The organism is Bacteroides sp. 11BF, from assembly GCF_019633765.1.
GTDB lineage: Bacteria > Bacteroidota > Bacteroidia > Bacteroidales > Bacteroidaceae > Bacteroides > Bacteroides hominis.
Genome location: NZ_JAFKPJ010000016.1, coordinates 95153 through 121643, shown reverse-complemented (window position 1 = coordinate 121643; position 26491 = coordinate 95153). Strand labels below are relative to the sequence as shown.

The following is a 26491-nucleotide window of genomic DNA, read 5'->3' as shown; positions in this document are numbered from 1 at the left end:
GAGAAGTGTTAACAAGATATTCTTCATAACTTTATTAGATTAGATTAACAATGCAGGAAGTTATACCAAGAAATTTGTAATAATCATCTCCTCTCCTGTATTTTAAAAAAGGAAATGAAGAAACTCTAAACTTTTGGTATAACTTCTTCTTAATAGTTAACAGGTACAAGAATATAATTGACTACCGTCAAAATGACAGTTTCCCCACTTATCAATGGTCTTGTAGCAACGTCCTACTCCATCAGAACACGTACGGGAGCAAGTGATAGTAGCACCACCCTCAGTATCGCCTGCCAATGCTTCGACATTAGCCATCACCAAGTCTGAAACTATTTTCTCTGTTTTCTGTGACTGATATATATTGTAGCCTGCAAAAGTTGCGACTACAGCGACTATCAGGGCCGCGAAGATTTTCTTACTCATAATTTTCACACCTTTTTATGAGGTTAATAATTTTGTTGTTTCTTGTGTCTCTTTTTCGGGAAATCACCCACCCGCAGAAAAAGTAAATGATGCACCTACTGATTCTTACTTAAATTCATTACCTTTGTAACCTATAAACCTCCTTTCTTTTGAAGGTTTTTCCGGGAGTGGACGATTCTAAACTTTTCCAGAGCATGCATCGTTCCACTTCCTTCCCAACCCAATTAAATATTTAATATCCTTTAAATATATATTTCACACCACTATGATTAACAGGACAATCCAAAGAGCCTACACCTATACAAGAAATATGTGTATATTCCTCACCTTCAGCCAATGCTTCAACATTCTGTAATGACAAAGAATCCAACTTATAAGATTGCTCTCTGAAATACGAGAATACAGCCAATACGAAAATGGCAAAACAGCCAATTGCTTTTAAATACTTTTTCATATACTCGGTTGTTTTAGTAACACATAACAAATATAGACGATTTCTTCTGTCTATTAAGAAAACGTTCCTTACTAAAACTTACAAGTTGAAAATCAATAAAATGCCCCCTTACCAGAACTTATATCAAAAGAGTTCTCTCTGCGAGAAGTCATCACTCTTCTTAGGCAGCACCAACTGATACCCACCTTCATTTTCCATTTTTATGATAACACGAGTAGGCGCTAAAGCTTTACGCAAACGAGAAACAGCCGTCCATAAACGATTCTTATCCTTTCGACGATCAGCCCACATCATTTCAAGCAGTTCTTCATATGATAGTTTATTTTCAGAGGCCTCTAAAAAAAGGAGTAAAAGCCGGCTACCCTGAGCATCCAGTTTTATCCGGTTTCCGGCACAATCCAAAATATGATTTCGAGGATCAAAAGTCAACCCTGAACAGAGTTTATAAATGACTAATTCTTCACCAAACATTTCTTTTATTTTTCTCAGTTCTGCTATTTGCAGTTCGCATGCAGCCAACTTTTGTTGAAGCTCTCCCCGGTCTATCTTTTCCTTTTCCAATTTATCGGAAAGCATCGTTATTTGGAGCATACCCTCTTGACATTCCTTTGCAAGAATACTTTGCTGTTCTTTGCTACGTTTCTTCTCTACTGACAATATTTCAATCTGAGCTTCTTTTTGTTTATGCTTCTCCCGTAGATCACTCAGTTCTCTTATCCGCATTTTTTCTTCTTGTTGAAGCAAATTCAATTGTTGTTCATATTGCCTGCGTTTCTCTTCTAAATCTTGATACCGCTCTCTCTCCTTCTCCAGCCTTTCCTTTAGAAGCTCTTCTTCAACCTCCGAATCAGACAAACGTTTTTTCACCTTATACACATAGTAGAAAAAAGCAATAAGTATAAAAGTCACTCCAACAATAAGGACAAATGAAGAAGAAGAGTATCGAATCACCGACCAACAAGTAGAAGATAAAAAACCGGCAACCTCTACCTCACACTCGTTCCCGACATAGGCAATCCAAATGGGCGATACAAAACAATCATTGCCACAACTCCCTTCAGAACGAATACATTTACTTGAATCGACAGTAACTACCTGTACAGAGGTTTTAGCGACAATATGCCGCATTCTCAAACTATCTGCCCAAATCCGATTCAAAGTATCAGCAGAAAGCTGCTTCTCCATACAAACAACAGAATGCAAAGAACGCTCATTAAAATCAGAAGATATATTTTTCAAATCCTTTTTTACATCTACAACATAATCTTTTGTACCAAACTCAGTTTTCACAGAAAGTCTGGTCCAAGGAGCCGTTGCACCCGATACATTCATAGACACACATGGTAGATCCAGTTCCCTTTCCATTCGCAGCATTTCACCTTTTAATGCCTGTATGAATAGATTTTTTGATTCCACACGCATCATCTCATTACTTCTCTGATAGAAATAACAACCTATTAATAAAGCTACCAATAGTGTCCCTCCAATACCCCAAATTAGTTTTATCGGCCTCATATCTAATTCTCTATTTATACAAATATCGTGTATTTATTTCTGGTTTTAAAGAAAATAAAGAAAAATTTCAAGACAATAAATTCCCCAATAGCATAAACGTATCAAAGCGCATCAAACAGACTACGTATCATTCATTCTTTATTTACTCGCATCCTGTTTGGTGATATACCCAAAACCACTACCTTTGCACCCTCAAAACCCAAACAAAAGCGACTGATGAAATACAAACTCCTCGTACTCGACTTGGACGGAACACTGACCAACGCTAAAAAAGAGATAACTCCACGCAACCGAGAAGCACTGATACGTGTACAGCAACAGGGTGTGAAACTGATACTTGCATCGGGACGTCCTACCTTCGGCATTGCACCCTTGGCCGACGAACTGCGCATGAAGGAGTTCGGCGGATTTATCCTCTCCTATAACGGCGGAGAAATTATCGACTGGAGTACCGGAGAGATCGTTTATGCCAATGTATTGCCGGACGAAGTGATACCTCGGCTATACAAATGCGCCACACGCAACCAACTCCCTATCCTGACTTACGATCGGCAATATATCATCACCGAATATCCCGATGACGTGTATGTCCGGAAAGAGGCTTTCCTCAATAAAATGCAGATATATCCTTCCAAGGATTTTCTGAAAGATATCCGTCTGCCGCTTCCTAAGTGCTTGATTGTGGGTGAGCCACATCGTCTGATTCCCATTGAAGCCGAACTTTCGGTAGAACTGCAAGGTCAACTGAATGTTTACCGCTCGGAGCCCTTCTTCCTCGAACTGGTGCCACAGGGAATAGACAAGGCACAATCTTTATCTGTCTTACTTAACAAGCTGAACATGAACCGGGAAGAGATGGTGGCTGTAGGCGACGGCTACAACGATCTTTCAATGATTCAATTTGCCGGATTGGGTGTAGCCATGGGCAATGCACAGGAACCGGTAAAGAAAGCCGCCGACTACATTACCCTTAGCAACGAGGAGGACGGTGTAGCTGCGGTCGTAAACAAGTTCTTTACAAAAGCACCCGAGAAGGGGGAGACAACAGTTTAAACACAGAAATTAATAAGAAAGCAAGTTGATTTCTCCATGATATTAACGCGTTATATATAAGTATATTATCATTCATCATACTAAACTTATCTCAGCCCGTATACCCGGGCCGGTGGGCCCGGGTATACGGACTCATGGGCACAGGTATGCGGGCTTATGGGCCCGGGCATGCGGGACGAGATAAAGTCCGGACCATTTTCACTAAAGATACTAAGGAAAAGGAAATGCTTTAAACGGCATAAACAGATAGATAACACGCTATATACAATTACAGATCAATACCTTATCCATCAAAAACAGTGGGTGGAAGATGGAAGATAAAGGTGGAAGATAAACGGCTTGAAAACGCTATCTTCCACCCATTCATTTCGTTGATAATTAGATAAGTAAACAGAAAAAGGTGGAAGATGGAAGATCGGAATGCATTTTTCGTATGAGTGGCCCGATCTTACATCAGACACATATACTTACAGAGAATAATCCGGCAGAACACGTCCCAATTCAAATTATTTATTCTAACTTTGTGGTTTAAAACAGAATAAATCTCAAACGTTATGGAACATCAACTGACGATTTACAACACTTTAGATAGAAAAAAAGAGCTGTTTGTGCCTTTGCACGCTCCACATGTGGGCATGTATGTCTGCGGACCGACGGTATATGGCGATGCACATCTGGGACATGCCCGTCCGGCCATCACGTTCGACGTACTCTTCCGTTATCTCACCCGGTTGGGTTATAAAGTGCGATACGTGCGTAACATCACCGACGTAGGCCACCTGGAACATGACGCAGACGAAGGGGAAGATAAAATAGCCAAGAAAGCCCGTTTGGAACAACTGGAACCCATGGAAGTAGTGCAATACTACCTGAACCGGTACCATAAAGCCATGGAGGCACTGAACGTACTTCCCCCCAGCATTGAACCACATGCCTCGGGACATATCATCGAGCAGATCGAATTGGTAAAAAAGATTCTGGATGCCGGCTATGCATACGAAAGCCAGGGTTCGGTATACTTCGATGTAGCCAAATACAATAAAGACTACCATTATGGTAAACTCTCGGGACGCAATCTGGACGATGTACTGAATACAACCCGCGAACTGGACGGACAGGAAGAAAAACATAATCCTGCCGACTTTGCCCTTTGGAAGCGGGCACAACCGGAACACATCATGCGCTGGCCTTCGCCATGGGGTGACGGTTTCCCCGGCTGGCATGCCGAGTGTACAGCCATGGGACGTAAGTATCTGGGCGAACACTTCGACATTCACGGAGGAGGCATGGACCTTATCTTCCCGCACCACGAATGCGAAATCGCACAGTCGGTAGCTTCACAGGGTGACGATATGGTTCACTACTGGATGCACAACAACATGATCACCATCAACGGCACCAAGATGGGCAAGAGTCTCGGAAACTTCATCACGCTGGATGAATTCTTCAGTGGCTCGCACAAATTGCTGACTCAGGCTTACAGCCCGATGACCATACGATTCTTTATCTTGCAGGCACACTACCGCAGTCCGGTGGATTTCAGCAACGAAGCATTACAGGCAGCAGAAAAAGGACTGAGCCGACTGATGGAAGCAGTGGATGGTTTGGAGAAAATCACTCCTGCAGCTACTTCGAACGTCGACGTAAAAAGCTTGCGCACGAAATGTTTTGAAGCGATGAATGATGACTTGAACACTCCGATTGTGATTTCACATCTCTTTGACGGAGCCAAGATGATCAATAATATCATTGCCGGAAACAATACCATCTCTGCCGATGACCTGAAAGAACTGAAAGAAGTATTCCATACATTCTGCTTCGATATCCTGGGCCTGAAAGAAGAAATCGGCTCGTCGGACGGACGTGAAGCCGCTTATGGGAAAGTGGTCGATATGCTGCTGGAACAGCGGGTGAAAGCAAAAGCTAACAAAGACTGGGCTACGAGTGACCTGATCCGCAACGAACTGACTGCACTGGGATTCGAAATTAAAGATACTAAGGACGGATTTGAGTGGAAACTGAATAAATAAAATCTCAGAAAATTATTTAAAAGCACCACAAAGGACGCGGAGGGAACAGGACTGATAACTTTTTCTGTATACTCCGCGTCCTTTTGTAATAAATCGGAACAGATATTAAAATGACAGCACAAGAATTCTTTAAAAATGACCTCTTTGCCACCAACGCAGGTGTAGAGTTGATTGAAATAAGGGAAGGATACAGTAAAGCAAAACTGGAAATCAAGCCCGAACATCTGAATGCAGGACAACGGACACAGGGAGGTGCCATCTTTACTTTGGCTGACCTGGCACTGGCAGCAGCAGCCAATTCACACGGCACACTGGCCTTCTCCCTTTCTTCCAACATCACCTTCTTACGGGCCAGCGGACCGGGCGACACGCTTTATGCCGAAGCACGAGAACGCTATACAGGACGCAGCACGGGTTACTATCAGATAGATGTAACCGATCAGGAAGGCAGGCTGATAGCCACCTTTGAGTCAAGCGTATTCCGAAAAAAAGACGAAGTTCCGTTTACTTTGTAATGATAGAGGTCTGGGGATGACGGTAACCGCTGACACTCCGCAGGAATGCTTTGGCCGAACCAAAGTTAAGGTGCATATCCAACCGTACCGGAAGATGATTCCGGTCGTCTGTTACATAAAACGTTATAACCTCTTTCTCCTTTCCCTTTTTATTGTACTCTACCAGTGAGAATATCAGACAGCGATAGGTCGTATCGTTTTCGGCAGTAATCTTCTTGATTCCCCTGTAAATGAGGGTCTGCTCCTCTACCTTACGCCCTGTCGCCATCGGAAACTGAATACGTTGGCCGACGGTGTAATCTTTCGGATCGAACGAACGGGCCTGCGCCAGAATACTCAACATATCATAAATACACCGGGTATCGCTTTGCTCTGTCTCTGTGACACTCCCATCTTTACGCACCCGTTTCTGGTTGACGTAGCACATCCCGTTACGGAAAGAAAAACGGGCCTCATCAACGGTATAACGTTTTCCTTCTTCGGCACCTTTCCTGAAATAACGTGGCTCGAGTTTCTCCGTCATGACACTCGTTAAGGTGTCCCGCATCTTAAAAAAGAAATCGGCTTCCTTACTGCTGATAGCCAGCAGATTGACCCGATAGGCAGGTTCGGAATGATACGTTGTGGAATTGGTAGTCAGACTGGCCAAGCCTACTTTCTTCCAGATGAATTTCCAGTTGAAATAGAGTTCATACATGACGTGCTCACCGGATTTAAAAGCATCGTTTTTCGCTTCACATTGCGCGTTACCCGACAATGGGAAAGCAAAAAGCAGAGCAATAATAAGACATACCAACTCTTTCCGCCTAATTGTTACGGCGGTTACGGTTAGCATTTTGACTATCTCGGGTCTTTTTCTTCTTGTCTTCATCTGGTTTCTGTTTTTTAAGTTCGTCCGGCTTTTGCTTATCCAGAGGCACAGCCGTCACATTCCAGTCCTGAGTGGCATCCCAGTTCGCTTTAAATTCAATGATATGCGGATAGTAGTATACCATCTCCGGCTGTATACCCTTTTCGTAGTCACCGGGATCCCATACTCCGTTACCGTTGGTGTCATTAATCAACCGGGCTCCATATTTGCCGGGATTCAGATAATAGAACTCCGCCCTCCCGTCAATCACCGGACGCCGTCGAAGCACTTTATCCTGATTATCCAACAGTTCGACAAAAGCAATAGAATCTGCTCCGGTTATATTGAGGAACACGTTACCATATTCTTCGATCTGGCGAACCTTGAAAGCTTGTTTTATTTTATTGGTAAACAAACCATAAATACCATGAAAAGCTGTAGAGTCAACGGCAAACTCATACTCTCCCCCGGGTTCCCAGTCATAATAGAGATTATAGCGGCGCACATCCAGTGAATCATGTTCGAACTCAAAAGAAACATCCGTCCATATCGTATCTACCTTCTGTCGAAGATGGATAGCGGCACTGTCAAAGCGCGCGACCGGTTCTTCGAAAGTCAGGGTAATATAATCGAATACGTCCATAGATGAAGGCGCGTGAGTATTTACCGACAAAAACTTGGTAGGCTCGGGCTCATCGTCTTTCTTCTTTTTCTTTTTAGGTTCTTCTTTCTTCACTTTCTTCGCAGCCAACCTCAGCGTATCTGTACGTGGGACCAACTGATTTAACGTATCTGTGTACAAATAGTTCAGACTCAACGTAAGTGTATCCTGCTTATAGAGCAACGAGTCGCGTATCCAATAATGGATAGTATCGTTACGGAATGTTTTTTCTATAATAAAAGCGTCCTTTTCATCGAAGTTCAGTCCTTTCAGTACAGGTAAAGAGTCCGCCGGAGCCGAAAAATACAAAGAAAACTTTTGGGGAGTAAGGCGTTCACTCTTAACCAGATATTGTGAAACAGAAGGTGTTTTGAACGAACGGAGCACAATATTATCGGGCAGGTAATAAGTATACTTCTGTTCAACAATAGTATCGATAGTCAGTGAGTCGACCCATGTGGTATCCTGACGTATCCTCTCTTCAAAGCGGGGAATAATCAATGAATCATTGAAAGCTACAGCTTCGGCTTTCTGATTATAGAAAAAGTTCTGATCGGCATCCATCAAACCGAAAATACGATATTTACCCGGTGCAACTCCACGAATCGTAAAATGCCCACGACTATCGGTGCGAGCCACACGATCAAAAGGTAATTTGGTAAAAGCCGAGTCATTCAGGTTGGAATGAAGCCCCACTAACATACCTTTTATAGGCTCCAGATCGGAAGCCTCAAGTAATGTGCCCGACACCTCCATCGTATCAATGGAAGCTCCCGTAGAGAACGTAAACGCAAAGTTACCAAGCGGGTTACCTTCATTGTTATCAACAATGGCATCGGAGAAATCGATAGTATAAGTTGTATTGGGTTTTAAAGAGTCGAGAAGATTTACGGTGATCCGCTTTCCTCCGGGTTTTATTTCGGGTTGTTGCAACTGGGGGGGCGAAACCACTACCTTTTCATTAGCCTTCTCGAGCTTAATGAACTCATCGAAATCAAGAACAATCTTTGACTTTTTATTATTTACAGCTCCTGCTGCCGGCGCACTGCCGATGAAGCGGGGTGGCGTTTCATCAAAAGGTCCTCCATCCGGACGCCCCATACTGGCACAAGAATAAAGAGTAGCCATCAAAATAGCGACGCCCAACAGACTACGGATGAATCGTTTTTTTCTATGTATACTGTCTTTTAACATGCTGCAAAAATAAACCTTATCCATTAATTAATGCTATACTTTACACTAATTTATTAAAAAAGAGTCTGCTTGACAAGACAAAAAACGTATCTTTGACCAACAATTTACAAACCTAATAAGATTAACCCCATGAAAAGACAACTGCTGACTTGCTGCCTGGCGATATGTAGCCTCGCAACCATGGCTCAACATGACGAATGGAAAAACCCCGAAATTAATGCGGTAAACCGTGCACCGATGCACACCAATTACTTTGCTTACTCTTCAAGTGAAGAAGCAGCGAAAGCTGACAAAGAAAACTCAAGTAACTTTTTAACCCTGAACGGAATCTGGAACTTCAACTGGGTGAAAGATGCCGATGCGCGTCCGACCGATTTCTACCGGACTGACTATAACGACAAAGGATGGGGACAAATGAAAGTTCCCGGTGTATGGGAAATGAACGGTTACGGTGATCCTATTTATGTGAATGTAGGTTATGCCTGGAGAAACCAATACAAAAACAATCCGCCTTTTGTACCCATAGAAAACAATCATGTAGGTTCATACCGGAAAGAGATCATCATCCCTGCCGAATGGTCAGGAAAAGAGATATTCGCTCACTTCGGCTCGGTAACCTCAAATATGTATTTATGGGTCAACGGTAAATATGTAGGCTATAGCGAGGACAGTAAGCTGGAAGCCGAATTTAACCTGACCAATTACCTGAAACCCGGTAAAAACCTGATTGCTTTCCAAGTATTCCGCTGGTGTGATGGAACATATCTGGAGGATCAGGACTTTTTCCGCTACTCCGGAGTAGGACGTGACTGCTACCTATACAGCCGCAATAAGAAATATATTCAGGACATTCGTGTAACGCCTGATTTGGACGCCAATTATACAAACGGTACACTGGATATAGCACTCAACCTAAACGGAAGCGGAACGGTAGAACTGAATCTGGCAGATCCGACAGGGAAAAACGTAGCCACAGCCCAAGTTAGCGGAAACGGTAAAAAGTCTGTTGGCATGAACGTAGACAATCCCGCAAAATGGACCGCAGAAACACCCAATTTATACACATTGACTGCAACATTGAAAAGTGGTAACAATACCACCTTGGAAGTGATCCCGGTCAAAATAGGTTTCCGCAAAATAGAACTGAAAGGCGGACAAATCCTGGTAAACGGTCAGCCCGTGCTTTTCAAAGGCGCCGACCGTCATGAAATAGATCCGGACGGCGGATATGTTGTTTCACGTGAGCGCATGCTGCAAGACATCTTACGAATGAAACAGCTGAACATCAATGCCGTGCGTACCTGTCACTATCCGGACGACAATCTGTGGTACGACCTTTGTGACCAATACGGCATTTACGTAGTGGCGGAAGCCAATGTAGAATCACACGGAATGGGATATGGCAAAGAGACACTTGCCAAAAATCCATCTTATAAAAAAGCACATCTGGAACGTAACCAACGCAACGTACAAAGAGGGTATAACCATCCTTCCATCATCTTCTGGTCTTTAGGGAACGAAGCCGGATACGGTCCGAACTTCGAACAATGCTACACATGGATCAAGAATGAAGACAAAACGCGTGCCGTACAATACGAACAGGCAGGCACCAATCAGTTCACAGACATTTTCTGCCCGATGTATTACGATTATGATGCCTGCAAGAAATATTGTGAAGGCAACATAGACAAGCCCCTGATTCAGTGCGAATATGCCCACGCCATGGGTAACTCACAGGGTGGTTTCAAAGAATATTGGGATCTGATACGTAAATATCCGAAATACCAGGGCGGATTCATCTGGGACTTTGTTGACCAAGCCAACCACTGGAAAAATAAAGACGGTGTAGATATTTACGGATACGGCGGCGATTTCAATAAATATGACGCTTCGGACAATAACTTTAATAATAACGGTTTGATCAGTCCCGACCGCCGTCCGAATCCGCATGCCCATGAAGTAGGATATTTCTATCAGTCCATCTGGACCACTCCCGCAGACCTTGCCAAAGGAGAAATAAAAGTATATAATGAAAACTTCTTCCGCGACTTGTCTGCATACTATATGGAGTGGCAATTACTGGCAGACGGCGAAGTAATGCAAGCCGGAGTGATTCAGGACCTGAACGTGGCTCCACAACAAACAGCTACCCTTAAACTGAATCTGAATACGGAAAATATCTGCCCATGCAAAGAACTGCTACTCAACGTAGCTTACAAACTGAAATCCGCCGAAACATTGATGCCGGCAGGAAGTACAGTGGCATATGACCAGTTGACCATCCGTCCGTACAAAGCCCAAACTCCGGAATTAAAGAACCGGAAGGCATCTAACATTGCCGTTCATGTACCGGTTATCAAAGATAACGATCATAACTACCTGATTGTAGAAGGTGAAAACTTCATTATTGAATTCAATAAACACAATGGCTATCTTTCTCGCTACGAAGCAGACGGCATACAGTTATTGAATCAGGGAGCCCAACTGACTCCCAACTTCTGGCGTGCTCCTACCGACAACGACTATGGAGCAGGATTGCAGCACCGGTATGCCGTATGGAAAAATCCGGGACTGAAGTTAACTTCTCTGAAACAGAATATTGAAAACGAGCAGGCGGTTATTCAGGCAGAATATGACATGAAAGCCGTAAAGGGTAAATTGTTCCTGACTTACGTCATCAACAATGAAGGCGCCATCAAAGTAACTCAAAAGATGGAAGCCGACAAAGAAGAGAAAGTTTCTGATATGTTCCGCTTTGGCATGCAAATGCAAATGCCCGAGAACTTTAATGAAGTAGAATATTATGGCCGCGGTCCGATAGAAAATTACGCCGACCGTAATCACTCTACCATGCTTGGCAAATATCGCCAGACAGTTGCCGAACAATTCTATCCATATATCCGACCGCAGGAAACCGGAACCAAGACCGATTTACGTTGGTGGAGAGTATTGAACGTCAGCGGAAACGGCTTGCAGTTCGTAGGCGATACTCCTTTCTCTGCTTCTGCCCTGAACTACAGCATCGAATCTTTGGATGACGGAGCACAGAAAGACCAACGTCACTCTCCTGAAGTGCCGAAAGCTCCTTTCACCAATCTGTGCATTGACAAGGTGCAGATGGGATTAGGATGTGTCAACAGTTGGGGAACACTTCCGCTTGAAAAGTACCGCGTACCTTATCAGGATTATGAATTCAGTTTCATCCTGACACCTGTACGTCACAAAGTGAATATGTAAAACGAGACTTGATCATAAAAGGAACAGTGGTCCGGAATTTTCCGGGTCACTGTTTTTTTATCATCTTTCTTCTTAACCTGCCCGCTTCGCACCCATCTGAAGCAAATCCGAGCTTTACACCTATATTAATTAGAGAAAAACATAGTTAAAAACAGATGATAAAAAACAACGATATAGAAAATAAAGAGTACTTTTGTCGCGGAAAACTAATTAAGGGTAATCAGTTTTCGCCTATACCTGAAAGGTTATCATGATAAACCACTTTTACCACAAAATGAACATCATTAAAAATTGAATATAAAGAAGGTATGAAAAGTAGAATTGTTTTATTTGCATTTTGTTTAGCCTTGTTGTCGGGTTGCGGCAAAAAGGGCTTCAACATGGGGGGGGGAACTCCGGAATGTGCAGTAGAGACATTGCAGCCCACCACTGTCAATCTGAAAAGTTCCTATCCGGCTACAATCAAGGGTAAACAGGATATCGAAATCCGCCCGCAAGTATCGGGATTCATCACAAAAGTTTGTGTAGACGAAGGTTCTATGGTACGCAAAGGACAGATATTGTTCATCATCGACCCGGTACAATATGAAGCCGCTGTCCGTTCGGCCAAAGCAGCCGTAGCTACTGCAAAAGCCGGAGTGAACACACAAGAAATCACAGTGAACAACAAACGTGAATTGAATAAAAAGAATATTATCAGTGATTACGACCTGGCGATGGCAGAAAACTCTCTGGCATCTGCCAAAGCACAACTGGCTTCCGCACAGGCACAACTGATAAGTGCAGAACAAAATTTAACCTTCACCAATGTAAAAAGTCCTTCAGATGGTATTGTCAACACAATTCCTTATCGTCTGGGAAGCCTTGTCAGCCCTTCTATCCAAACTCCGCTGACCATCGTTTCGGACATTAACGAAATGTATGTCTACTCTTCACTGACTGAAAAAGATCTATTGGCACTGGTACGTAAAGACGGTTCTCAGATTTCAGCTGTAGAGTCTTATCCGGAGGTAGGTCTTGAACTATCGGACGGAACCACCTACGCCGATAAAGGTAAAATGTCCACCATTAGTGGTGTCATCAACCAAAATACCGGAGCAGTAAGTATTCGGGCCACTTTCCCTAACAAAGAACATTTGCTGAGAAGCGGTGGTATGGCCAACCTGATCGTACCCTATCATCTGGAAAATGCAATTGTTATTCCGCAAAAAGCTACAACGGAAATACAAGACAAGAAATTTGCTTTCGTGTTGCAGCCGGACAATACTGTAAAGATGACTGAAATAAATGTTTTCAATGTGGATAACGGACACGATTACGTAGTGACTTCCGGCTTGAAAGCTGGTGAAAAAGTGGTCTTGGATAATGCCAGCACCCTGAAAGACGGACAGGCAATCAAACCAGTTACTCCGGAACAGGCTAAAGCCAACTTCCAACAAGCACTTGAAGAGAAAAAACAAGGAAAATAAAATCAGCATAGCAAGTTAAATATGAAACTAGATAGATTTATTAATCGTCCGGTACTATCTACGGTGATCTCCATCGTTATAGTAATCTTGGGTATTCTGGGCTTGATTTCGCTGCCTATTTCCCAATATCCGGATATTGCCCCACCTACGGTAAGCGTTTCGACCACTTATCAGGGTGCTAATGCACAAACGGTATTAAACAGTGTAGTCGCCCCGCTGGAGGAGCAAATCAACGGTGTGGAAAACATGATGTACATGAGTTCCACAGCAACCAATACCGGTGAAGCCCGTATTGACGTATACTTTAAACAAGGCACTGATCCGGATATGGCCGCGGTAAACGTTCAAAACCGCGTAGCCAAAGCACAAGGTCTGCTACCCGCCGAAGTAACCAAAGTAGGAGTCATCACTTCAAAACGACAGACCAGTATGTTGCTGGTATTCTCTTTATATAGTTCCGACGACAAATACGATAACGAATTTCTGGAAAATTATGCCAAGATCAATCTGGTGCCGGAAGTGCAGCGCGTACCGGGTGTAGGTGACGCCATGGTACTTGGTGCAGACTATTCAATGCGTATCTGGCTGAAACCGGATATCATGGCCCAATATCACCTGATGCCTACCGATGTTTCCGCAGCATTGGCCGAACAGAACATTGAGGCTGCTCCGGGAGCATTCGGTGAAGAGGGTAACCAGACTTTTCAATATACTCTGAGATACAAGGGGCGCCTGCAAAGTCAAGAAGAATTTGAGAATATTGTAATCCGTGCTACTGAAGACGGACAGGTACTTCGACTGAAAGACATCGCCAGTGTAGAATTGGGACGTCTGACTTACGGATTTACCAATAAAGTGAACGGGCATCCGGCAGTAACCATCATCGTATTCCAGACAGCCGGTTCGAATGCGACAGCTATTATCAACGACATCCTCGCCTTACTGGATAAGTCAGCTTCTACCTTCCCACCGGGCGTCAAAGTAAATGTATCACAGAATGCCAATGACTTCTTGTTCGCCTCTATTCATGAGGTAGTCAAGACATTGATCGAGGCATTTATTCTTGTATTCATTGTGGTATACATTTTCCTGCAGGATCTACGCTCTACATTGATTCCTGCTATCGCCATCCCGGTTGCATTGATCGGTACGTTCTTTGTCTTATATCTGATTGGGTTCAGTATCAACCTTCTGACACTATGTGCCATGGTACTTGCCATAGCGATTGTGGTCGATGATGCGATCGTCGTCGTGGAAGGCGTCCATGCAAAACTTGACCAAGGCTATAAATCAGCCCGTCTGGCTTCCATCGACGCCATGAATGAATTAGGAGGTGCCATCGTTTCTATCACATTGGTAATGATGTCTGTATTTATTCCGGTAAGTTTCATGTCCGGAACTTCCGGTACATTCTATCGCCAGTTCGGTCTGACAATGGCTATCGCTATTGCACTTTCGGCCTTGAATGCTTTGACATTGAGTCCTGCACTGTGTGCCATCCTACTGAAACCACACGATCCGAACAAAAAAGAAAAAGTGACGCTTGCCAAACGTTTCCATGCTTCATTCAATGCGGCATACGATACGATTTTGAAAAAATATAAGAAAAGGGTACTTTTCTTCATCCAGAAACCTTGGCTTACAATCAGTGCGGTAGTAGCCGGCTTTGCCCTGATGATTTTCCTGATGAATATCACCCCGACCGGTTTGGTTCCGAATGAAGATACAGGTACCATCATGGCTGTTGTCGACATGCCCCCGGGTAGTTCTAAAGAACGTACCGAAGCGGTGATGCAACAGGTAGACAGCCTGATAGCTTCAGAGTCGGCAATCGACAGCCGTACGATGATTGTAGGCTATAGCTTCATAGCAGGACAGGGACCCAGCTACGGTTCATTTATTTGTAAACTGAAAAACTGGGATGAGCGATCCATCAAAGAACGTTCAGACTTTGTTTCGGGCATGTTATACCTCAAAGCTCGTGAAGTGATTAAAGATGCCCGTGTACTGTTGTTCGCTCCACCGATGATTCCGGGTTATAGTGTGTCCAACGGTTTTGAGATGAACTTACAGGATAAAACGGGAGGTAGCCTTGACAAATTCTATGAGGTGGCTCAGGATTTCATCTCTAAATTGCAGGCCCGTCCCGAAATTCAATCAGCGCAAACATCGTTCAATCCGAACTTCCCGCAATACATGATAGACATCGACGCAGCTGCTTGTAAGAAAGCCGGACTATCACCTAACGATATTCTGACCACTTTGCAAGGCTACTACGGTGGTTTGTATTCTTCAAACTTCAACCGCTTCGGTAAAATGTATCGCGTAATGATTCAAGCGGAACCGAACAGTCGCACCAACCTCGAGTCGCTGAAATCAATCAAGATACGTAATGGTAACGAAATGGCGCCTATCACTCAGTTTATGAATATTAAGCGCATCTACGGACCGGATAATATCAAGCGATTCAACATGTTTACCGCTATGACCATCAACGGTTCTCCCGCTGACGGCTATAGTTCCGGTCAAGCCATCCAGGCAATGCAGGAAGTAGCCGAACAGACTTTACCTACAGGATATGGCTATGAATTCTCGGGTATGACCCGCGAAGAACAAAGCTCTAGTGGCAGCTCCACAGCTATGATCTTCGTCCTTTGCTTCGTATTCGTTTATTTGTTGCTGAGTGCCCAGTACGAAAGTTATATTTTACCATTGGCTGTATTGCTTTCTATTCCTTTCGGTCTGGCAGGCAGCTTCATCTTTGCCCACCTGATGGGATTGGCCAATAATATCATCCCTATTTTGGGAGCAGCTACCAACAACATTTATATGCAGATTGCATTGATTATGTTGATAGGTTTGTTAGCAAAGAATGCGATCCTGATTGTCGAATTTGCCCTCGACCGTCGTAAGATGGGTATGAGCATCACCTGGGCTGCCGTATTGGGAGCAGGTGCACGTCTCCGTCCTATTCTGATGACCTCTTTAGCAATGGTAGTAGGTTTGATTCCGTTGATGCTTGCCATGGGAGTAGGTGCCAATGGTAACCGTGCTTTGGGTACAGCTGCGGTAGGCGGTATGTTTATCGGTATGATATGCCAGATATTTGTGGTTCCTGCTTTGTTCGTTCTCTTCCAGTATTTACAGGAGAAGGTGAAACCTATCGAATGGGAAGACATCGATAATACAGATGCAGAAACAGAAATTGAACAATACGCTAAATAGGAATAAAGAAAAGAATATGAAGAAACAAATTATAGGTATGTTGTGTGCAACTGCTCTCCTGAGCAGCTGCCACATCTATAAATCATATGACAGACCTAAGGATATAGAAGCTTCCGGGCTTTACCGGGATACAGTATCTGTTGCCGATACTTTGGTATCCGATACTGCCAACTTCGGAAATCTGCCTTGGAGAGAGGTCTTCACAGATCCTCAGTTACAAGCGTTAATCGAACAGGGACTGACTCACAATACTGACCTGCTGACTGCCGCACTGAAAGTGAAAGAGGCACAGGCATCGCTGATGTCAGCCCGCTTGGCTTATGCTCCTTCACTCGGATTGTCACCACAAGGAACCATCAGCAGTTTCGACAAACATGCGGCAACGAAAACTTATTCACTGCCTGCAACTGCCAGTTGGGAGATCGATTTGTTCGGCAAACTGCTGAATGCCAAACGGGGTGCACAAGTAGCATTGTTACAAACAAAAGCATATCGCCAAGCTGTACAGACCCAGATCATCTCGGGAATTGCCAATACATACTACACGTTATTAATGCTCGACCGTCAGCTCGACATCACCGAACAGACCGCCGACATCATGAAACGTAATGTTGAAACCATGCAAGCTATGAAGGATGCCGCCATGTTCAACACGACCTCTGCCGGAGTGGAACAAAGCAAAGCTGCCTATGCACAAGTATTGGCCTCTATCCCGGCCATTCAGCAGAGTATCCGCGAAACCGAAAATGCCATGTCTATGCTGCTGGCACAGGCGCCGCAGACTATTCAACGGGGAGTCCTTGAAGAACAGCAATTGCCGGAAGAGTTTTCAGTAGGTGTTCCTTTGCAGCTACTTTCTAACCGTCCGGATGTAAAAGCAGCCGAAATGGCTCTGGCCAGCACTTATTACAATGCAAACTCAGCCCGTGCCGCCTTCTATCCGCAGATCACAATCAGTGGGTCAGCCGGATGGACCAACAGTGCCGGTAGCGCCATTGTCAACCCGGGTAAACTGCTGGCCTCCGTACTTGGTTCACTTACTCAGCCGCTGTTCTACCGGGGTGCAAACATCGCCCGTCTGAAGATAGCCAAGGCACAACAGGAAGAAGCTAAACTGGCTTTCCAACAGAGTATACTGAATGCAGGAAGTGAAGTAAGCAATGCACTGTACCAGTATCAGAGTGCTTCCGAAAAAACAGCTTCCCGCAAAATGCAAGTGGAATCATCAGAGAAAGCATCTGAATATACAAAAGAATTGTTTAAATTAGGGACGTCTACTTATCTGGAGGTATTGTCGGCCGAACAATCTTTGCTCAGTGCCCGTTTATCTCAGGTAAACGATACTTTCGACCGGATGCAGGCTGTAGTAAGCCTTTATCAGGCATTAGGCGGCGGAAGAGAAGATTAACTTTAAATACAATACAATTATGATTAGTCCATTAGCATCGATAGCCCCCGGGGCAAAAATCGGTAAGAATGTCACCATTCAACCGTTCGCTTACATTGAAGATAATGTCGAAATAGGGGACGACTGCATCATTATGTCTTATGCCAGCATACTGAATGGTACGCAGCTGGGAAAAGGTAACAAAGTGCATCAACACGCCGTACTCGGAGCGGAGCCACAGGATTTCCATTACAAAGGAGAAGAAAGTTCACTGATCATCGGTGATAACAATCATATCCGCGAGAATGTAGTCATCAGCCGGGCCACTTTCGGCGGAAACGCCACAAAGATCGGCAACGGCAACTTCCTGATGGACAAGGTTCATGTCTGTCATGACGTACAAATCGGTGACAATTGCGTAGCCGGTATCGGTACTACAATTGCCGGAGAATGTACCTTGGACGATTGCGTGATCCTGAGTGGAAACGTCACACTCCATCAATATTGCCATGTAGGACAATGGACGTTGATTCAGAGCGGTTGCCGCATATCAAAAGACGTACCTCCTTATGTTATTATGACCGGAAATCCGGTAGAATATCACGGAGTAAACGCTGTAGTATTGCAACAACATAAAAATACGAGCGAAAGGGTCTTGCGACATATTGCCAATGCTTACCGTTTGATCTATCAGGGCAATTTCAGCCTGCAGGATGCAGTACAAAAAATTGTAGACCAGGTTCCCATGAGCGAAGAGATAGAAAATATCGTTGCATTCGTCAAGGAGTCAAAACGTGGAATCGTAAAATAGGCACAATCATCTGCCGATAAAGAAAAGGTGTAGTCATCCTGGGATGGCTACACCTTTCTTTTATTATTTTCCATGCTTTTACACAGGCAGGTTCATTCTATTCAAACTCCAAGGTACCGAAGAAATCGGGACGATGGAAATCCGGTTTCTCTATTTTAATCGGATTCCATGAAAGGAAATGCGGGGTCTGCAATTCGTCTCCACATTTGTAGAAGTTCGCAGTAATCGTTTTTCCGTCCAGAGAAGTAATATTGTGTTTAAAGAATGCTGTATATGGAATGATCAGCGCCACTTCCCAGTTACACTCTTCAATGCGTTCATTGAACGGCTGGCGTCCCAGGCTGGCCCAACGCTTTACCTGATCCATCACTTCCTGAGAGGCACGCTCCCGGTCGTTACGTTCTGCTCCGGCACCTATAAGAATCGTCCCGATACAGTTGCATTCGATGTTATAATAAATACCGTCACCGGCAGGCACAGAAAAGAACTCCACGCAAGAGTCCGTCCACACAGACCCGTTGTCCTCTCCGTACTTAGCCCTCACACTGGCCTCTTTCACATTAAAGTGCAACAAAACAGCATCATCGCTATGGGCTATACGGAACTCCACTTTCGGACGATAAGGATAAGCTTCCCAATTCACATTATCAATAGTCTGGAAACCGATCTTTTCTTTATCCAGTAATTCGGGAAGTGCATCGACCTCCACATTAGCAATACTGATCTTTTTTACTTTCATGGTCTATTCTATTTTTATCTTGCAAAAATATATACTTTATTCCAGTATTTCATTCTCCATCCGGTGCTATTTTACAACCTTTTCCGAAAACGTTTACTTTCGGGTATCCTTTTTCATGGTCAGTCAGATGATTTCCTTACCTTTGCAGCGTGAAACAACCATCTTACATTGATTTAAGATAATAACTTCAACGGGTAAATCCCCATTGTATCTAACAAATAACACAAAAAATGAAGAAGCATCTAATTTTATCTGCCTGCCTGATGATGGCAGTAAGCAGTTTTGCTCAAAAGAAAGACTTTAGTTATAAGTTTTACGGACAGATTCGCACAGACCTTTATTACAACAGCCGTGCTAACGAAGAGACAGTAGACGGATTGTTTTACATGTATCCCAAAGACGAAGTACTCGATGAAAACGGCAAGGACCTGAACGCAACTGCCAACGGTAGCTTTTATACCTTATATACCCGCCTGGGAATAGACGTAGCCGGCCCTAAATTGGGACGTGCCATGACTTCTGCCAAAGTAGAAGTGGACTTCCGCGGCTCAGGAACTTCCTACTCCACCATCCGCTTACGCCATGCCTACCTGAACCTGGATTGGGGACGTTCAGCTCTTTTACTCGGCCAAACCTGGCATCCGCTGTTCGGTGACGTATCACCACAAATACTGAATCTTTCGGTGGGTGCACCTTTCCAGCCATTCAGCCGTGCCCCTCAAATTCGCTATCGCTACACACATAAGGGATTCCAACTGACAGGAGCCGCAATCTGGCAATCGCAGTATTTATCGCAAGGCATTGCCGGCAAGAGCCAGGCTTATATAAAGAACAGCTGTGTCCCCGAATTCTATCTGGGACTCGATTATAAAGCCAACGGATGGATAGCCGGAGCAGGCATAGAACTTCTCTCCCTGAAACCCCGTACAGAGTCTAAAATAGATGATAAAGTTTATAAAGTGAACGAACGCATCACCACTTTATCTTATGAAGGACATGTAAAATACAGCAATAAAGACTGGTTTGTAGGGGCCAAAACCGTATTGGGCTCTAATCTGACACAAACTTCGATGCTCGGTGGATTCGGAATCAAATCGATCGATAAGCAGACCGGAGAACAGAAATATACACCGATCCGGGTATCCAGTTCATGGCTGAACGTTGTATACGGACAGAAATGGAAACCGGGCATCTTCCTGGGATATGTCAAGAATCTGGGGACAAGTGATGCTTTAGCATCCGGTCAACTGTACGGAACAGGAACCAATGTAGACCAGGTAGTAACTGCCGGAGCCGAACTGACATACAACGTCAATCACTGGAAGTTTGGAGTGGAATATACGTATACTTCCGCTGCTTACGGTTCACTGAATCTTAAAAACGGCAAAATCATCGATACGCATTCCATCGGTAACAACCGTATCGTAGGTGTAGCCATGTTTATGTTTTAAAAACAGATGAATAATACATTACCTATCCACTTCGCTCCGCTTCAGGGATATACCGAGGCAGCCTATCGTAATGCCCATGCCGCCGTTTTCGGCGGCATAGATGTCTATCATACTCCTTTTGTACGAGTAGACCGGGGAGAGTTCCGCCACAAAGACGTTCGGGACATTCTACCCGAAAACAACCGGGTGGCCCGCCTTATCCCGCAACTTATAGCCTCCGAAGCGGATAAAACAGAGCGTATGATCGCCCTCTTCATCGAACAGGGCTATCGGGAGATAGACATCAATCTCGGCTGTCCTTTCCCGATGTTGGCAAAACGACAATGCGGGTCCGGCATGCTGCCTTATCCCGACAAGGTGGAGGCATTGCTAAAACAAACGGAACAATTTCCCGACATACGCTTTTCGGTAAAGATGCGTCTGGGATGGGAAAAACCGGATGAATGCCTGTCACTGATACCGTTGCTTAACGCTGCTCCCCTGACCGAAATCACCCTCCATCCCCGGTTGGGCATCCAGCAATACAAAGGTGAGGTAGACATGGAGGGATTTACCTCTTTCTACGAAGCATGCAGACATCCCGTAGTCTATAATGGAGATATCCTGACCGTAACAGACATCCACCGCATTACCGACAGGTTCCCAAACCTTGCCGGAGTGATGATCGGACGCGGATTACTGACAAACCCTGCATTAGGCTGGGAGTACAAAGAAGGCAGAAAGCTTTCTCCCGAAGAGTGGCATGAAAAGCTTAAGGCACTGCACACAGCCGTTTTCCTTCATTATGAAGAGCAGATACAAGGTGGCGAAGCGCAACTGGTAACCAAGATGAAAACATTCTGGGAATATCTGGCTCCACAGATCGACCGGAAAAGTTGGAAAGCTATCCATAAAAGCACTACGCTCACCAAATACAACATTGCCGTCCGTTCGGCATTCTGACAGAAAGTTCATCCGGACAATGCGTAGTTTGGCATCCGTTTCATTATCGCTGATAGTCAGCAAATTATATTTACCTGTATTTTCCTTTCGATGTAAAAGCATTTACCCCGACATGTAAAGGCTTTTACGTCGGCATGTAAAGCCATTTACCTCGGTACGTAAAACCATTTACTCCGGTACGTAAAATCTTGACCAGTACACGGCGATGTTAGTCGACTTGCATATCTTGGAGCAGTAACCTATCTTTTCTTTAAAAGAGAGGGAGTCCTTGAGTGATCCTCCCCCTGATACCAGATTCTCTACGGATGCAATTCTTTAAAAGTCTGATTCTCTTCTTTCACCTGCTTCACAGTTTCATTCAGGTCGTCAATCGGCAGATCGTATCCATACCACCCGGTATAGCAATCGGTTACATACCATTTACCGTCAATCAAGTCGAATATCACACGTAAGTCAACTTCCGACTCCTCATACCCGGCTTCAAACTCTTTATGGGTAGGTTCGTTCACCGTAAATTTAGAAACATAGATTCCTCCTTCCTCCTGGGTAATGCGTTCCTCTTTTAGAGTCTCGCCATCCAGCAACGGCCATTTCTCTTGTGTAAAGGGGAAGGTTTTCTCGCTATTTCCATCGTCCGTCATCAGAGTGATGGGAGTTTTTAACGGAAACTTCACACGGGTATACTGGAAAGAAGCACTTGAGGTGAACTTCTTCAGAAACGTCTGGAAAGGTTCATCAGCCGTTTCCGCAGTAGCGGCACTCTCTGCCTTCGCTTTCGAAGTATTTCCACAGGAAATAAAGCAAATGCCTCCCATCAGGGTAAGCATAAACAGACAAAGCACAAATCTTTTCACTTTCATAATGAATGGGTTATTAAGACGGGGAATCCCACCCCGCATTTTCAGCGGGCAAAGATAATATATCTTCCTAATATCCAATCGGGAAGGACAGAATTATTTATGTTTCAGGTATTCATATCCGAAGCGGCAATAAAGACATTTCTTCTTGTCGCAATATTCCTTCTGTAACTGCAACAACGCCTGACTGTCCGCTGCTGTCCGGACAGGAATTCCGGCTTCGCTCCACATGCGGGTGACGTAGTTGTTTTCAGCTTTCAACTCTTCAAGCAATGAAGCTGCGCGTTCACACAACCTTTCGTCTGCTTTATGCAAACCGTAAGCATACAGAAAAGGTATGACCGTATTGATAATGATCAGCTCCCTTGCACCGGAACCGATGCTTTTCTCCTTCCGGGGAGAGGTCCTGCCAAACATGAAGTGCTCCTCCCAATAAGCAGAAGTATGACCGGAGAAGATCGACTTTAACTCTTTCAGGGTTTGCGCTTCCATGACACGTGAAAACAGGGAACGCTCTTTGTAATATAGGGAAGCCAGTTGTGCCAGCCTCACATGTGGAAAATTGCCGGGACGAAGACGGAGAAAACGCCACAAAGAAGCATTCATCACTGGCGGAAGTTCAAACTTATGTTGCAGATAACGGAATTCCTTCTGCATCCAACTGAAATAATCGTCAACAGGTTCTCCCTCCAGCAAACCGGCCTGTCCAAAGAAGAAAGCTTCCACTTGTGTCAGGTCGTCACGATGCTTATCAATGGAACGGAACGGAAGCAGATTCGCCCAGGCTTCAAAAGCATCTCCATTCAGTCCGAAACCAAAATTACGTGCCAGCGTGATGAAAAAGGCGTCCTCCCAATGTTGGTTGCAGCGCTGAAGCCGCCGGGATATGGTCTGGTTCTTCTGATCGAAACGCTCGGTCTGTAAAGCTGTCAGCCAGGAATGAACCGTTAGTTTGGAAAGAGTTTCCAAGATCGAATAGCAAGGTGGATGTACGTCTGCCCGGCAAAGCTCGTCATAATGTTCCTTCACCCGGCGGGGACAGGCCAACCGGAGTTGCGGGACAGGTTCACCATTGGTGCGGTATATCTCACAATCTATTTCCGTGGCAATGTGTAAAATCACTGAGTCATAAGCTATATCATGATCATGCCCGTGACGGAACCAATCGGAAGAGATTGCATGTATTTCGACATTACCTACCCAAAGCGTACCGTCAATCTTTAGTTTGGCATTAAAAAAATCGGGGCCTGCATTAGGATTCGGCAGTCCCGTATCAATCACTTCAACAGGCAGCCCGGTGGTTGTTTGCAGTTCATGAAGAGGAAAGATTTTGTGTTTCCACACATAGTGTAGGAGGTGTTCCATTGTTAACAAGACGTTAATGTGCTCGACAAATGTAATAAAAATCCTATCTTTGCGACTAATATTTTGGATATAAAGTCTATAAAGTCAGTAAAACAATGAAAATAGCATTAATAGGTTACGGAAAAATGGGCAGGGAAATCGAAAAAGTTGCCCTCAGTCGCGGACACGAAATTGTCAGCATTATCGACATCAATAATCAGGATGATTTCGAATCCGAAGCGTTTAAATCGGCAGATGTGGCTATTGAGTTCACTAATCCCATGGTAGCCTACAGCAATTATATGAGAGCTTTCAAAGCAGGTGTAAAGTTAGTTTCGGGCAGTACCGGATGGATGGCAGAGCACGGCGATGAAGTAAAGGAACTATGCAGCAAAGGTGGAAAAACCCTGTTCTGGTCATCCAATTTCAGCCTGGGCGTAGCCATCTTCTCGGCAGTCAATAAGTATCTGGCTAAAATAATGAACCAGTTCCCGGCATATGACGTGACCATGAGTGAAACCCACCACGTGCACAAGCTCGATGCACCAAGCGGAACGGCCATCACGCTGGCAGAAGGTATTCTTGAAAACATGGAACGTAAAAACGTTTGGGTAAAAGAGGAAGCACACTCAGCGAACGAGTTGCCGATTCACTCCATCCGTGAAGGCGAAGTATTCGGTATCCACACCATCCGTTACGATTCGGAGGCGGACAGTATCTCCATCACCCACGATGCCAAAAACCGGGGAGGTTTTGCTTTGGGTGCGGTACTTGCCGCAGAATACACAGCAACCCATGAAGGCTATCTGGGTATGAGCGATTTATTCCCATTCTTAAAAGACTAACATCATGAGAAAAGCAACACGTACTCAATGGATAAAGTGTTCCATTGCCATTCTTCTTTATCTGATCTTCCTGATCTGGGTGAAAAGCTGGTGGGGACTGATTGTGGTTCCTTTCATTTTCGATGTTTACATTACCAAGAAAATCCCCTGGTCATTCTGGAAGAAGTCAAAGAACCCGACTGTCCGAAGCGTAATGAGTTGGGTAGATGCCATCGTTTTCGCTTTGGTAGCGGTATATTTCGTGAACATCTATATCTTTCAGAATTATCAGATCCCATCCTCCTCACTGGAAAAATCATTGCTGGTGGGAGACTTCCTATATGTAAGCAAGATGAGCTATGGTCCCCGTGTACCGAATACTCCGCTATCGATGCCATTGGCACAGCATACACTGCCGATACTGAACACCAAGTCGTACATTGAGTGGCCTCAGTGGAAATACAAACGTGTGCCCGGGTTCGGTAAAGTAAAACTGAACGATATTGTAGTGTTTAACTTCCCTGCAGGAGACACTGTTGCGCTGAACTTTCCGGATGCCGACTTTTATACACTGGCATACAACATCGGGAAGCAGATTTATCCGAATCCGATCAATATGGACAGTCTGACCCGGGAACAACAGAAAACAGTATACGATTTATATTACAATGCCGGACGAAAAGAAATAATGTCCAATCCCCAACGGTATGGCAAGGTTGTCACCCGTCCGGTGGACCGCCGGGAGAATTACGTAAAACGTTGTGTAGGGCTGCCGGGCGATACACTCCAAATTATCAACGGTCAGGTGATGATTGACGGGAAGGCAATAGAAAACCCTGAGAACCTGCAATTCAACTACTTTGTGCAAACTACGGGTCCGTATATCACAGAAGAGATGTTCCGCGAACTGGGGATCAGTAAAGCCGACCAGGGATTAACTCCCGAAGGAGCAGGTTATGAAGAAGGGTTGGTTGAGTTAGGAATGGATGGACGAAACGCCCAAGGCAGGCTGAATCCTGTATATCACCTCCCGCTCACAAAAAAAATGTATGATACTCTGTCCGCCAACAAAAAGTTGATCAGCAAAATCGTGATAGAGCCGGAAGATTATGCCGGAGACATGTATCCTCTGAATTTATATACTCACTGGAACCGCAGCAATTACGGCCCTATCTGGATTCCGGCAAAGGGAGCCACTATCACGCTGACTCCGGATAATCTGCCTATCTACGAACGTTGCATCACTGCCTACGAAGGCAATAAACTGGAACAGAAAGAAGACGGAATCTACATTAACGGTGTGAAGACAGACCAGTATACTTTCCAGTTGGATTATTACTGGATGATGGGTGATAACCGGCATAATTCGGCTGATTCCCGTTATTGGGGATTCGTACCCGAAGACCACGTAGTAGGTAAACCGATCGTCGTATGGCTGTCATTGGATAAAGACCGTGGCTGGTTTGACGGTAAAATCCGCTGGAACCGCATCTTTAAGTGGGTAGACTAA

The 26491-nt window shown here is 44.6% G+C and carries 20 protein-coding genes; 12 read left to right on the top strand and 8 right to left on the bottom strand.

Annotated elements, in window-relative coordinates; translation table 11 throughout:
• Window positions 1-156: 156 nt before the first annotated feature.
• The 3 genes from JZY04_RS16480 to JZY04_RS16470 all read right to left on the bottom strand — a co-directional run bounded on the left by JZY04_RS16480 (window position 157) and on the right by JZY04_RS16470 (window position 2392).
• Window positions 157-423 carry an NVEALA domain-containing protein gene (locus tag JZY04_RS16480; RefSeq protein ID WP_032530735.1) on the bottom strand — a complete coding sequence of 89 codons (267 nt, stop codon included), beginning with the start codon at window positions 421-423 and terminating at the stop codon, window positions 157-159.
• A gap of 232 nt (window positions 424-655) precedes the next feature.
• The gene (locus JZY04_RS16475; protein ID WP_022011668.1) at window positions 656-877 is read right to left on the bottom strand and encodes an NVEALA domain-containing protein; all 222 of its coding nucleotides are present in this window, start codon (window positions 875-877) and stop codon (window positions 656-658) included.
• A gap of 123 nt (window positions 878-1000) precedes the next feature.
• Window positions 1001-2392 (bottom strand): winged helix-turn-helix domain-containing protein, encoded by a 1392-nt coding sequence (locus JZY04_RS16470; RefSeq protein ID WP_122142643.1) that lies wholly within the window; start codon window positions 2390-2392, stop codon window positions 1001-1003.
• Window positions 2393-2608: 216 nt separating this feature from the next.
• On the opposite strand from JZY04_RS16470, the gene JZY04_RS16465 reads away from it, so the two are divergent.
• The 3 genes from JZY04_RS16465 (at window position 2609) to JZY04_RS16455 (ending at window position 5990) form a co-directional block, all read left to right on the top strand.
• Complete coding sequence (locus JZY04_RS16465) at window positions 2609-3445, top strand: Cof-type HAD-IIB family hydrolase (RefSeq protein ID WP_122142644.1); 837 nt, start codon at window positions 2609-2611, stop codon at window positions 3443-3445.
• Window positions 3446-3999: 554 nt separating this feature from the next.
• A complete protein-coding gene (gene cysS / locus JZY04_RS16460) occupies window positions 4000-5475 on the top strand; it encodes a cysteine--tRNA ligase (RefSeq protein WP_005812284.1) in 1476 nt (491 codons plus the stop codon).
• Window positions 5476-5585: 110 nt separating this feature from the next.
• Window positions 5586-5990 carry a PaaI family thioesterase gene (locus JZY04_RS16455; RefSeq protein ID WP_005779558.1) on the top strand — a complete coding sequence of 135 codons (405 nt, stop codon included), beginning with the start codon at window positions 5586-5588 and terminating at the stop codon, window positions 5988-5990.
• Here the strand turns inward: JZY04_RS16455 and JZY04_RS16450 are convergent.
• Together JZY04_RS16450 and JZY04_RS16445 are read right to left on the bottom strand one after the other, a co-directional pair.
• Window positions 5980-6861: a DUF3108 domain-containing protein gene (locus JZY04_RS16450; RefSeq protein WP_032530739.1), complete on the bottom strand. Its 882-nt coding sequence runs from the start codon at window positions 6859-6861 to the stop codon at window positions 5980-5982. The two genes, JZY04_RS16455 and JZY04_RS16450, sit on opposite strands and share 11 nt — an antisense overlap.
• On the bottom strand, window positions 6797-8719 hold the full coding sequence (locus tag JZY04_RS16445) for an Ig-like domain-containing protein (protein ID WP_080714253.1): 1923 nt from the start codon (window positions 8717-8719) through the stop codon (window positions 6797-6799). Before JZY04_RS16445 ends, JZY04_RS16450 begins: the two co-directional genes overlap by 65 nt.
• Window positions 8720-8824: 105 nt before the next feature.
• Between JZY04_RS16445 and JZY04_RS16440 the strand changes: the two genes are divergently transcribed.
• From JZY04_RS16440 to lpxA, 5 genes are all read left to right on the top strand, one after another.
• The gene (locus tag JZY04_RS16440; RefSeq protein ID WP_220575471.1) at window positions 8825-11932 is read left to right on the top strand and encodes a glycoside hydrolase family 2 TIM barrel-domain containing protein; all 3108 of its coding nucleotides are present in this window, start codon (window positions 8825-8827) and stop codon (window positions 11930-11932) included.
• A gap of 308 nt (window positions 11933-12240) precedes the next feature.
• Window positions 12241-13401, top strand: a complete 1161-nt coding sequence (locus JZY04_RS16435) for an efflux RND transporter periplasmic adaptor subunit (RefSeq protein ID WP_044299570.1) — start codon at window positions 12241-12243, stop codon at window positions 13399-13401.
• A 21-nt stretch (window positions 13402-13422) separates the two neighbouring features.
• Window positions 13423-16626 (top strand): efflux RND transporter permease subunit, encoded by a 3204-nt coding sequence (locus JZY04_RS16430; protein ID WP_005779563.1) that lies wholly within the window; start codon window positions 13423-13425, stop codon window positions 16624-16626.
• Between the two features lie 16 nt (window positions 16627-16642).
• A complete protein-coding gene (locus tag JZY04_RS16425; RefSeq protein ID WP_005779564.1) occupies window positions 16643-18034 on the top strand; it encodes an efflux transporter outer membrane subunit in 1392 nt (463 codons plus the stop codon).
• Between the two features lie 19 nt (window positions 18035-18053).
• Entirely contained in the window at window positions 18054-18824 is a 771-nt protein-coding gene (lpxA, locus tag JZY04_RS16420) for an acyl-ACP--UDP-N-acetylglucosamine O-acyltransferase (RefSeq protein WP_122143282.1), read from the top strand.
• Window positions 18825-18921: 97 nt separating this feature from the next.
• Here lpxA and JZY04_RS16415 read toward each other — a convergent pair whose 3' ends face one another.
• On the bottom strand, window positions 18922-19563 hold the full coding sequence (locus tag JZY04_RS16415) for a carbohydrate-binding family 9-like protein (RefSeq protein WP_005779568.1): 642 nt from the start codon (window positions 19561-19563) through the stop codon (window positions 18922-18924).
• A gap of 230 nt (window positions 19564-19793) precedes the next feature.
• On the opposite strand from JZY04_RS16415, the gene JZY04_RS16410 reads away from it, so the two are divergent.
• Window positions 19794-21014 carry a hypothetical protein gene (locus JZY04_RS16410; RefSeq protein ID WP_005812304.1) on the top strand — a complete coding sequence of 407 codons (1221 nt, stop codon included), beginning with the start codon at window positions 19794-19796 and terminating at the stop codon, window positions 21012-21014.
• A gap of 6 nt (window positions 21015-21020) precedes the next feature.
• Window positions 21021-21956 (top strand): tRNA-dihydrouridine synthase family protein, encoded by a 936-nt coding sequence (locus JZY04_RS16405; RefSeq protein ID WP_101604114.1) that lies wholly within the window; start codon window positions 21021-21023, stop codon window positions 21954-21956.
• A gap of 299 nt (window positions 21957-22255) precedes the next feature.
• On the opposite strand, the gene JZY04_RS16400 is transcribed toward JZY04_RS16405, so the two are convergent.
• Window positions 22256-22816, bottom strand: a complete 561-nt coding sequence (locus tag JZY04_RS16400; protein WP_005812309.1) for a DUF4348 domain-containing protein — start codon at window positions 22814-22816, stop codon at window positions 22256-22258.
• 93 nt (window positions 22817-22909) lie between these two features.
• Entirely contained in the window at window positions 22910-24178 is a 1269-nt protein-coding gene (locus JZY04_RS16395; protein ID WP_032530741.1) for a DUF2851 family protein, read from the bottom strand.
• 95 nt (window positions 24179-24273) lie between these two features.
• Here JZY04_RS16395 and dapB point away from each other — a divergent pair, with 95 nt between their 5' ends.
• Both dapB and JZY04_RS16385 read left to right on the top strand, forming a co-directional pair.
• Complete coding sequence (gene dapB, locus JZY04_RS16390; protein WP_005812312.1) at window positions 24274-25002, top strand: 4-hydroxy-tetrahydrodipicolinate reductase; 729 nt, start codon at window positions 24274-24276, stop codon at window positions 25000-25002.
• Window positions 25003-25006: 4 nt separating this feature from the next.
• Window positions 25007-26491 carry a S26 family signal peptidase gene (locus tag JZY04_RS16385; protein ID WP_005779578.1) on the top strand — a complete coding sequence of 495 codons (1485 nt, stop codon included), beginning with the start codon at window positions 25007-25009 and terminating at the stop codon, window positions 26489-26491.

Excerpts from the sequence above, each read along its gene's own strand:
- JZY04_RS16480 (WP_032530735.1), bottom strand. The coding sequence starts at position 423 with ATGAGTAAGAAAATCTTCGCGGCCCTGATAGTCGCTGTAGTCGCAACT.
- JZY04_RS16475 (WP_022011668.1), bottom strand. The coding sequence starts at position 877 with ATGAAAAAGTATTTAAAAGCAATTGGCTGTTTTGCCATTTTCGTATTG.
- JZY04_RS16470 (WP_122142643.1), bottom strand. The coding sequence starts at position 2,392 with ATGAGGCCGATAAAACTAATTTGGGGTATTGGAGGGACACTATTGGTA.
- JZY04_RS16465 (WP_122142644.1), top strand. The coding sequence starts at position 2,609 with ATGAAATACAAACTCCTCGTACTCGACTTGGACGGAACACTGACCAAC.
- cysS (WP_005812284.1), top strand. The coding sequence starts at position 4,000 with ATGGAACATCAACTGACGATTTACAACACTTTAGATAGAAAAAAAGAG.
- JZY04_RS16455 (WP_005779558.1), top strand. The coding sequence starts at position 5,586 with ATGACAGCACAAGAATTCTTTAAAAATGACCTCTTTGCCACCAACGCA.
- JZY04_RS16450 (WP_032530739.1), bottom strand. The coding sequence starts at position 6,861 with ATGAAGACAAGAAGAAAAAGACCCGAGATAGTCAAAATGCTAACCGTA.
- JZY04_RS16445 (WP_080714253.1), bottom strand. The coding sequence starts at position 8,719 with ATGGATAAGGTTTATTTTTGCAGCATGTTAAAAGACAGTATACATAGA.
- JZY04_RS16440 (WP_220575471.1), top strand. The coding sequence starts at position 8,825 with ATGAAAAGACAACTGCTGACTTGCTGCCTGGCGATATGTAGCCTCGCA.
- JZY04_RS16435 (WP_044299570.1), top strand. The coding sequence starts at position 12,241 with ATGAAAAGTAGAATTGTTTTATTTGCATTTTGTTTAGCCTTGTTGTCG.
- JZY04_RS16430 (WP_005779563.1), top strand. The coding sequence starts at position 13,423 with ATGAAACTAGATAGATTTATTAATCGTCCGGTACTATCTACGGTGATC.
- JZY04_RS16425 (WP_005779564.1), top strand. The coding sequence starts at position 16,643 with ATGAAGAAACAAATTATAGGTATGTTGTGTGCAACTGCTCTCCTGAGC.
- lpxA (WP_122143282.1), top strand. The coding sequence starts at position 18,054 with ATGATTAGTCCATTAGCATCGATAGCCCCCGGGGCAAAAATCGGTAAG.
- JZY04_RS16415 (WP_005779568.1), bottom strand. The coding sequence starts at position 19,563 with ATGAAAGTAAAAAAGATCAGTATTGCTAATGTGGAGGTCGATGCACTT.
- JZY04_RS16410 (WP_005812304.1), top strand. The coding sequence starts at position 19,794 with ATGAAGAAGCATCTAATTTTATCTGCCTGCCTGATGATGGCAGTAAGC.
- JZY04_RS16405 (WP_101604114.1), top strand. The coding sequence starts at position 21,021 with ATGAATAATACATTACCTATCCACTTCGCTCCGCTTCAGGGATATACC.
- JZY04_RS16400 (WP_005812309.1), bottom strand. The coding sequence starts at position 22,816 with ATGAAAGTGAAAAGATTTGTGCTTTGTCTGTTTATGCTTACCCTGATG.
- JZY04_RS16395 (WP_032530741.1), bottom strand. The coding sequence starts at position 24,178 with ATGGAACACCTCCTACACTATGTGTGGAAACACAAAATCTTTCCTCTT.
- dapB (WP_005812312.1), top strand. The coding sequence starts at position 24,274 with ATGAAAATAGCATTAATAGGTTACGGAAAAATGGGCAGGGAAATCGAA.
- JZY04_RS16385 (WP_005779578.1), top strand. The coding sequence starts at position 25,007 with ATGAGAAAAGCAACACGTACTCAATGGATAAAGTGTTCCATTGCCATT.